Genomic DNA, 9273 nt, shown 5'->3' on the forward strand with positions numbered 1-9273 from the left:
CGGCGCAACATTCTCGTATCTGTGTGTTTGCGTGGCTGAGCCACCGCTACACTAATAATGTGACCAGCACTAAGGCGTGCGATGTTCAAGCACGCCGTGAAGTACAGGTCCGTTCATACTTCACGACAACGGAGGAAAGACCATGACCGAGCACGCCTTTGCGCGTCAGATTCGTCCCGCACGCCCTCGCCTGCGCACTATTCTGGGTGCCACAGTGCTGGCGGCAGGTCTTTCTTGTGCCCCGGCGGTTCTGCCGGCTGGTTCTGCATTTTTGAGCACGTCGGCACAGGCTGCTGACCCGATGCAGATTACGGGCACCACCGTGTACGATTCCACGAACTCTTTGGGTGATACCGCTACCCTGAAATCTAAGATTTCGAATCTGTCGAAGAAGTACAACGTGGATTTGCACGTGGTGACCATTGATAAGTTCGAGAACCCGTCTACTTCTTCGAGCTGGACGAAGGCGCTTGCCACGAAGAACAATTGGGGTTCTGCCGATGTGGTGCTGGTAATTGCGACCGAGTCCCGCCAGGCGTATTTCTTGGCGGGTAGCACCAAGACTCTTTCGAGCGATCAGCAGACGAAGGTGTACCAGAACTACATTAAGCCGAAGCTGCAGAACAGCGACTATGCGGGTGCAGCTCTTGCTGCGGTTGAGGGTATTGAGGCTCAGAAGGGCGGTAGCTCTTCTGGTGTGGTGACCGGTGTGCTCGGTGTGGGTGCGGCGGCAGCTGTTGGTGCTGGTGGTTACGCGATGTACCGTCGCCGCAAGAAGAAGAACGCTCAGCAGCAGCCTCAGCGTTCCTACGGTGCACCTCGTAACTACTCCCCCATCCCGGAGGTTCCGCTGGAGGAGCTGCGCACTCGCGCCGGCAGCGCCCTGCTTCAGGCTGATACGACGATGAGCCACGCGAAGCAGGAACTGGATTTTGCGCGTGCACAGTACAGCGACCAGCAGGTGGCTGAGTTCGCTCAGGAGATTGCACGCGCTGAGGACCTGATGCGTAAGTCCTTCCAGCGTCAGCAGCTTCTGACCGATAGCATCCCGGATACCGAGGCTGAGCAGCGTGCCTGGTTGACTGAGATTATTGATAACTCTCAGGAAGTCACCCGCATTGCTCAGGAGCAGGACGCTAAGCTGGCTCAGCTGCGCAACCTGGAACAGGAGGCACCCCAAGCTATTGAGGCGCTGGCTCAGCGTCTGCCGCAGCTGCGCGCCTCGGTGGAAGAGATTGCCGCCCAGTACCGCGCGTTGAAGGAACGTTACCTGCCCAGCGCTCTGGAGCCCATTTCCAAGACTCCTACCCTGTTGGAGTCGAACGTGGTGCTGTGCGCCGCTGAGGTTGAGAAGGCTCAGGCGACCGTTGCTACGGCACGTTCGGAGGCGGTCGCTCACCTGCGCACCGCTGAGGAAGCCGCCTCGCAGATTCAGGCGCTGGGTGCGGCTGTGCATGCCCGTTCGCAGGAGCTGGAGCAGGCTCAGCTGGGTCTGAGCACCGATCTGCTGAGCATTCAGCGTGACGTGGCGGAGGCGAAGAGCCTCGCTGCTTCTCAGCGTCGCGATGATTTGGGCGCGGTCGCCGCCGGTATGGAGGCGGTACTCAACCAGGTCAACCAGAGCGCTTCGGCTCGCCCGAATGACCCGCTGACTCTGGCGAACCAGCTGCGTCAGCTCTCCGCTGAGCTGGATAAGGCAATGACGAATATGCGTGCTACCCGCGAGCGTTCTCGTGCGGCTTCGCAGAACCTGGATCGTACGATGCGTTCCGCATACGCTGCGGTGAACGGTGCGCGTAGCTACATCAATAACCGCCGCGCTGCGGTGGGCCCGATGACCCTGACCGCTGTTTCTGAGGCGGAGCGTCACCTGGGTCAGGCTCAGCGCCTGGCTTCTTCGGATCCGCTGAACGCCATGAAGGAAGCCAACATGGCGATCCAGAAGGCTACTGACGCACAGAACCGCGCGCAGAGCGAGGTCGGCAACTACTACAACAACCAGAACGACCGAGGCGGCGGTAGCTTCGGCGGTGACCTGGCAAAGGGCCTGCTGCTGGGCGCTCTGATGACCGCAATGAACTCCGGCACCAGTAGCTGGGGTAGCAGCGGCGGCCACAGCGGTGGCGGTAGTAGCGGCGGCAGCTGGGGCGGAGGCTTCAGCGGCGGCGGCGATTGGGGTAGCGGCGGCGGTGACGGCGGTAGCTTCTAACCGCCTCCGATGCTAACGATTCTGTCGGTCGGTTTCTGTAGGTTTTTCTACAGTCTGACCGGCGGGGTGGCTAGCTTACCTCACCGCTTTCTTCCCCAGTCGGAAAACACCTGAGGTAATTTACCAAAAGTTTAGGTTGCAGAAATCAGGCGTGCATCATTTTCACAGCATGCACCCAGAAATCTGCCACATAATTAGTTATACGGGCACGGCTCACGAGGAGCGTAGTGCTCCCCCGCAGCCCGTGAACAGAAAGTAGGAGATTATGGCTAAGCAGACCATCTTCGGCCGTATTGCACAGCTCACTAAGGCAAACATCAACGCTCTGATTGATGCAGCTGAGGACCCGGAGAAGATGCTGGACCAGATGGTTCGTGACTACACCAACAACATCCGCGAGGCGGAGGCTGCAGTAGCACAGACCATCGGCAACCTGCGTCTGCTCGAGAAGGACCACGCTGAGGACGTCAAGACCGCTCAGGAGTGGGGCACCAAGGCTCTGGCAGCTTCTAACAAGGCTGATGAGTTCCGCGCAGCTGGCGACGTTGCCAACGCTGACAAGTTCGATAACCTCGCGAAGATTGCTCTGAACAAGCAGCTGCTGGCTGAGAAGGCTGCGCAGGCTGTTGAGCCTCAGCTGGCTTCTCAGACTCAGGTTGTCAACCAGCTCAAGGACGGCCTGGAGAAGATGCGCTCCAAGCTTGAAGAGGTCAAGTACAAGCGCGATGAGCTGACCGCACGTCAGAAGACTGCAGCAGCTCAGACCCAGGTGAACGACGCTCTGAAGGCGTTCGACGTTCTGGACCCGACCAGCGAGATGAGCCGCTTCGAAGAGAAGGTTCGCCGCGAAGAGGCACGCGTCATCGGTCAGCAGGAGCTGGCAGCTTCCTCCCTGGATGCACAGTTCAACACCCTGGACCAGATGGAGCGCGAGACCGAGCTGGACGCTCGCCTGGCCGCTCTGAAGGCAAAGAACGCTCCGGCAGCTCCGACTCCCCTGGCTGTGGAACTCCCCACCCAGACTCTCAAAGCCTGAGATTCTCATGCCTGGTCTAGCGCATAGCTTCTTGAGCTAAACCCATAAAGAATCCGCCCCGTTCCTGATGAGTTCAGGAACGGGGCGGATCTTTATGCGTTATGGGGTGCGAGCTTTAGTTCGCGTAAATGTACAGGTAGCCTGCCATCGCGGAGCGGGTAACCGCATCCGAAGAGGTGGAACCGGTACCGATACCGTTGGAGGCAGCCCACGCCAGAGCCTGGGACGCGTAGCCGCCCTGAGCCTGTGCCGGGGAGCCAGCTGCACGGTACATGAACTCAGCCATGGTGGACTCAGTGACGGCCTCCAGGGGGCGGAAGTCGCTACCGTTGATGCCCTGCTGGCTCAGCCAGAAGATCTCCTTGTACGCGGGGTGGTTGACCGGAACATCGCTGAACGGCGAAACAGCCGGTGCGTTCACTGCGGGGCGACCAGCCACGCGGTACAGGTAGGTTGCCAGCTGTGCACGGTTGACCGATGCGTTCGGGCGGAAGGTGCCGTCCGCGAAGCCGAGCATGATGCGGTGATCAGAGTTCCAGCTGATCTCGTTGTAGTTCGGGTTCGAGTCGGACAGGTCGCTGTAGCCCAGCGCGGGGGTCTTACCCGCAAAGTCCAGGGAGGACGCCAGGATGTGCGGCAGGTCGTAGTCGTGGTGGCTGAAGCCGTCAATCAGCTTCACGCGGGCGTCGGAGAAGCCAGCGCCCAGGTATGCGTTGTAGCCGGACTCGACTGCGCCACGTGCGCTCCAGGTGACGGGGTAGGTGTTACCGGAGGTGTCGTTCGCGCCAACCCACCAGTACATAGGCAAGCCCTTAGTGGTTGCATCAGCGTCCACGGAGCCGTCCGAGTCGCCGCCAGCGACCATGATGGAGCCACCGCCGTTACGCCAGGAGGTGTTGTGGTCGGTCAGCTCGTAGGTGATGAACTCAGCGCCGCCGGAGTAGCCCATGGTCCACACCTGGGAAGCGTCCAGGTTGTTCTGGCTAACGAAGGACTTCGCGAAGGAGCGGAAGAACTCGCCATTAGCGTCCATGTCTTCCCACCAGGTGATGCCGTTGCCGGATGCGTTGGTGTCCGGGGAGATAATCGGTACGAAGACCATGTTGCGGGCGTTAGCAATCTTGCCCATCGCCGCGAGCATGCCCTCGTCGGGGGTGTAGACCTTGGACTCGTCACGCTGCCAGTAGTCACCGTCGAAGTAGAAGACCACGCCAACGGGCTTGGAGTAGTCCAGGTTGTTCGCGTACACGTGGTACTGGGAGGTGGTGCCCGCCGGGGAGGTGTAGCTCTGGTAGGTTGCGGAGCTCATGGTGCGGGCACGCTGAGTGTTCTGCTTCTGCTCAGACTTCTGTTCGGTCTTCTGCTCAGCCTTCTGCTCGACCTTGGGAGCGGCGGTTGCCTTGCCCTTGGTCAGCGAGTTGCTCAGAATCTGCGAGAAGTTGTAGTCGAAGTGGCCCGAGCCGTTCAGAACGGTCGCGGAAGCGTTGGTGTAGCCGGCGTTGCGGTAGGCGTTGTAGCCGCCCTCAACGGCGCCTCGTGCGCTCCAGGTCTGCGGGTAGGTCTCGCCGGAGCCGTCGTTCGAGTTTGCGTACCAGAACATGGGCTGGGACTTCAGCGCAGCCGAGGGGGTACCCTCGTCCAGGCCACCACCAGCGACCATGATGGATCCGCCGCCGTTACGCCAGGTCTGGGGCTTGGTGTTCAGCTCGTAGGTGATGAACTCAGCGCCACCGGAGTAGCCCATGGTCCACACGTTGGAGGAGTCCACGCCGTTAGCCGCGATGAAGGAGGAAGCGAAGGAGCGGAAGAACTCGCCGTTACGGTCCATGTTTTCCCACCAGGTCACGCCAGCATCGTAACGGTTGGTATCCGGGGAGATGACGGGCACGAACAGCATGTTCTGTGCCGCTGCGGATGCAGCCATCTGAGCCAGCTCACCGGAGGGGTCGTAGACCTTGGACTGGTCGTTACGCCAGTAGTCGCCGTCGAAGTAGAAGACCACGCCAACGGGCTTGGAGAAGTCCACACCCTCAGCGTAGACGTGGTACTGCGAGGTGGTACCAGCCGGGGAGGTGTAGGACAGGAAAGTCTGGTTGGTGCGGGTTGCCGCCACACCGGATGCCGCCTGGGTAGCCTGTGCAGTCTGCGCGGGCTGAGCGGCGGGGGTCTGGGCAACCTGTGCCAGGGTGGGCTGAGCGGATGCCTGAGCCGCCTGTGCGGACTGGAAGGTAGCCGAGGGGGTTGCCTGCTGAGTTGCCTGAGCGGTGTAGGTCTTCTGGATGGGCTGAACCGCGGTCGTTGCGGGAGCCTGCTGAGTCTGCTTTGCCTGTTCTGCCTGCTGGCGGATCTGCACAGCAACCTGCGAGAGGGTGGGCTGCACGGTGGAGGTGAACAGGGACTTCGGGGCCTGGGTAGCTGCGCCGGGGATGTCCTGAACGACGGGTGCGAATGCGGAAGCGGGTGCTACCAGGGTGCTACCGAGCACGGAGGGTACAGCGATGACTGCGAGAGAGCCAGCCTTAACAGTGCGGGGGCGAAGTGCCATGGGTTGTCCTCGTTGTTGGTGTTTCGTGGGGCGCGGACGCCCGAGAGTGGTTGAGTGATAGGTGGTCTATAGGTGAGAAGCCTATAGGCGGTCGGCCTGCGAATGTGATGCCGCATGGAGCAAGTCCAGTAACCGTCCCGTGTGTGTTGCGGGGACGTCCTCATGTGATGGAGGGCTGCAGTATTCATTTCGGAGAGCTACGCGGCGGACCGCGGTGACCACGTACTCAAAGCTACCAGGTCAAAAAGCCTTTTCCAGCGGTTTTTTGGGGCTATTTTTGGGTATCAAACAAGATTCAATCTTAACAAGAGCTTTTTCTAAGCTTCTAGTTTAACTTGAATCACCCTCAAGTAGAGGTTGAATGGGCTATTTTTCCTTGATTTTCCGGGGTTTTTGAGCGTTTTTTGAAAGAGTTTCAAAAAACTCTACAATTAACTTGAATGTTTCGTATGTGATTACAATCACTTTCAGAGTGAATTGTTGCACTCGAAGCCCAATTTTTGCCAAAAACCGCGGAATTCCGGGGCAAAACGGGTGATTTCCAAGCCCGGAATATAGGCACCTTTCGCATATTCCACTTTGAGAATGCACTTTGAGGCAAAAACAGCCCCCTCGCCACTCCCCCGCTCAGGCACCCTTCGAACCCCTCGTTGGGTCCTTGAGACCCGCCCCAGAGTCTCCTTCAGAACCCCTTTCAAGCCCCATTTCAGAACCCCCAAAAGCAGCGTCTCAAGAAGGCATAACCATCCCCCAATAACCACTCGGAAGTGGCTCCGCCACCCCCATGAGCACATCCGCTTGAAGCCCCGATAGACACGCTGAGGAATACCTCGAAAGACACATCGGGAGACGTTCCGAAACCAGTCCAGGGTAACTTTCACGACGGTTCTATGAAATTCCATAAGGAGGTTCCGTGAGGAGGTTTCAAGAGGCAGGAAGATCCACCCCAAACACCCCGAAGGGGCAGCGGGCAAGCCCCTATCAGTCTCCCCGAAGCACCGCCCCAACAAGGCTCAGAAGACCCCCTCCGCAGATTACAGAAGGCAGGGGATATAAAGAAAGCCGCCCAGCAGGCGGCAGAAAGGTAGCACAAGAAGAAGAAAGGTAGGCGGCAAATGAAGACAGGTCGCCAATAGGAAAGGTGCAGGAAGGTGGCGAAAGAAGGCAGGCCGGCGGTCGGAGGGTGAGTCGGAGAGTGACAGGAGGACGGCAGAAGGAGATAGGTCAGCGGGGGGGGGTACGGGTTTTGGGGAATAAAAAAACTCCCGATAGCTAAAAGCTATCGGGAGTTATCCGTTGCGGGGACAGGATTTGAACCTGCGACCTCCGGGTTCTGCATCTCTTTTTAATGAAACAGTGAGATACAGCCAAGTAATCGTTGATATTGTGCGGTAACCGTCCCCTTATCCTTCCCTAAAGATACTTGAAGTTACCGGCATATCCTCACGAAAGATAGGGAATAAGGTAGGGACTACCTTTCCTCCCTACGCCGTGCTCGGGCTGCCTCGTACAGCGTTGTGAGGTCTGACAGGTCTGAGTATGCCTGTGCGTTCACATCGACCGAGTGGCCGAGCGTTCGAGCACGCAGTAGCGCGTCTACGTCCGTGCGGTACATGGTGTTGAGGGTGGTTCTCCAGACGTGGGTGCGGTGGGTCTCCAGCAGAGGCACTCCGCAGTCGCGAGCCAGATCCTTGTAGAACGCCTTGAGAGCCTTCTGAGCGTTGTATCTGTCCCACTCGGTGTCTGGGTTGAGCGGTGCGCCCACAACGTAGGCTCCACCGACTTCATCTCGTCTACGGGTAAGGTGCTCATAGACCGCAGGCTCGACGAGAGCCGCGACGCGGGTGGTGCCTGTCTTGGCGTTTTCAGCCCGAATAATGCACGCTGGGCGGTTTTGGTCGTCGGTGATGATGTCGTCCCACATGAGAGTTCTTGCTTCGCTTACGCGCAGCCCTGTGGCCATTTGGAGCAGGGTTAGGTCGATGCAGCAGCGGTGGACGGCAACGCGGTCCTCTAGCGTGTACCTGCCTCGTTTGGGTGGTACTAGTGTGGGTGACCAGGTATTGGTCGGGGGTTGTGGGTAGAGGTCGAGGTCCTTGATGATGAGCGGACTTCTACCACCGCGATCTTCAAAGGACCTCCTGTTGACTTCTTACCGTGACGGATCATGGGGCAGCCACACACAGAGCACGATGCAGTATTCACAGGAACGAGGCAAACACGACCAACTGAAAGAGTGACTTTCCCGCACCAGAAAGCCGAAAAGTCACCCAACCAGCAACACGTAGTGTCCTATAACCCAGAAAGAAAGCTCTCCCTGGAAGCCACTGAGGCTTCCAGGGAGAGCAGTCAGAGAGTGCGAAAGACGAATACACCGCTATCAAGCGTGAGGCGGCCGATGGGGGAGTCGTAGGTGGCGAGCGCCGGATCAGAATTGCTCGGGGTGATCGCGGTAGGCATACGCCCACACTGTCACGGCGACAGTCACAGCGCGAGTCCACGCGTCACGGACAGCGTCCAGTTCTGCGCCCTCGAAGCCCTCCGCCAGGAGACGGTGCCCGACCTCCACAGTCGGCGCGATGAAGGCGAGCACGTAGCGCAGAGGCACGAATGGCGTCGAGTCCGCCCCATCCGCCGCGTTCTTCGCCGCGGTCATGTGTCGAGCTCCGATCAGGTACTGGTAGTCCAACCACGCCTGATCCCGCTCGCGCGTGCACATGTCGATGATCCACTGGGCGAATCGGGGCTTTGACGCCTGCGCGTACTCGGGGTTCGGCTGTCCATCCGGATGCGCGGAATGTGCTGCCAGGTAGGTCTTTTGAGCCAAAATCCCGCGCCACGTGTCGACCATTTCCATGGCATGCGGCGCCAGGATGGGTTCTGCTCGCGCGAGCAGCTCTGCGTCACCGGGCTGGACGTGCGCGGCGGCCTCAATCTGGCGTAGATCCTCGAGTGTGAGCGGAGACGTGGGGACGGCATCGGTGCCGTAGGTGTACCCCGACGAGTGGTCGTAAGCGGTCATGCGAACCTCCATGAACTTATGCGTCAATTGTAGAACGTGCTCTTGCTCAGGTCAAGTCCTGTGGAGTGGTGTAATCGTTTTGTGTCCTTCGGGGTGGGTTATGCGCTGAGTTGGAGTGGGGGTTCCTCCTGCCCGGTGGGTTGGGGTGTGAGTCGTGATTTGGTGAGGATGTCGAGGCTGAGGTAGCGTCGGCCTTCGGCCCATTCGTCGTTTTGTTCGGCGAGGACGGCTCCGACCAGGCGGATGATGGCCTGGCGGTTGGGGAAGATCCCCACGGAGTCGGTGCGTCGGCGGATTTCGCGGTTGAGGCGCTCATTGGGGTTGTTGGACCAGATCTGGGTCCATACCCCGGTGGGGAAGGACGCGAAGGCGAGGACGTCTGCCCTGGCTTGATCGAGGTGGTCACACACGGCGGGGAGCTTGTCGTTCACGTAGTCCAAGAGCCGGTCGTATTGAGCGTT

At 59.4% G+C, this 9273-nt stretch carries 6 protein-coding genes; 2 read left to right on the forward strand and 4 right to left on the reverse strand.

From position 1 onward, the window contains the following. Window positions 1-142: 142 nt before the first annotated feature. Window positions 143-2209, forward strand: coding sequence for a TPM domain-containing protein (locus HMPREF2749_RS07345; protein WP_070593934.1), 2067 nt, complete (start codon window positions 143-145; stop codon window positions 2207-2209). Between the two features lie 265 nt (window positions 2210-2474). Further along, on the forward strand, window positions 2475-3245 hold the full coding sequence (locus HMPREF2749_RS07350; RefSeq protein WP_070593936.1) for a PspA/IM30 family protein: 771 nt from the start codon (window positions 2475-2477) through the stop codon (window positions 3243-3245). A gap of 115 nt (window positions 3246-3360) precedes the next feature. Here the strand turns inward: HMPREF2749_RS07350 and HMPREF2749_RS07355 are convergent, their stop codons facing one another. From HMPREF2749_RS07355 to HMPREF2749_RS07375, 4 genes are all read right to left on the reverse strand, one after another. Beyond that, window positions 3361-5790, reverse strand: coding sequence for an S-layer homology domain-containing protein (locus HMPREF2749_RS07355; RefSeq protein WP_070593938.1), 2430 nt, complete (start codon window positions 5788-5790; stop codon window positions 3361-3363). Between the two features lie 1471 nt (window positions 5791-7261). Then, window positions 7262-7894, reverse strand: coding sequence for a site-specific integrase (locus tag HMPREF2749_RS07365; protein ID WP_314684801.1), 633 nt, complete (start codon window positions 7892-7894; stop codon window positions 7262-7264). A 324-nt stretch (window positions 7895-8218) separates the two neighbouring features. Beyond that, window positions 8219-8824, reverse strand: coding sequence for a protoglobin domain-containing protein (locus tag HMPREF2749_RS07370; RefSeq protein ID WP_371325935.1), 606 nt, complete (start codon window positions 8822-8824; stop codon window positions 8219-8221). An 86-nt stretch (window positions 8825-8910) separates the two neighbouring features. Then, window positions 8911-9273: transposase (locus HMPREF2749_RS07375; RefSeq protein ID WP_210395338.1), on the reverse strand; the 363-nt coding region annotated here is incomplete at its 5' end.

This window comes from Rothia sp. HMSC075F09 (genome assembly GCF_001810515.1).
Taxonomy (GTDB): Bacteria; Actinomycetota; Actinomycetes; order Actinomycetales; family Micrococcaceae; genus Rothia.

Excerpts from the sequence above, each read along its gene's own strand:
- HMPREF2749_RS07345 (WP_070593934.1), top strand. The coding sequence starts at position 143 with ATGACCGAGCACGCCTTTGCGCGTCAGATTCGTCCCGCACGCCCTCGC.
- HMPREF2749_RS07350 (WP_070593936.1), top strand. The coding sequence starts at position 2,475 with ATGGCTAAGCAGACCATCTTCGGCCGTATTGCACAGCTCACTAAGGCA.
- HMPREF2749_RS07370 (WP_371325935.1), bottom strand. The coding sequence starts at position 8,824 with ATGGAGGTTCGCATGACCGCTTACGACCACTCGTCGGGGTACACCTAC.
- HMPREF2749_RS07355 (WP_070593938.1), bottom strand. The coding sequence starts at position 5,790 with ATGGCACTTCGCCCCCGCACTGTTAAGGCTGGCTCTCTCGCAGTCATC.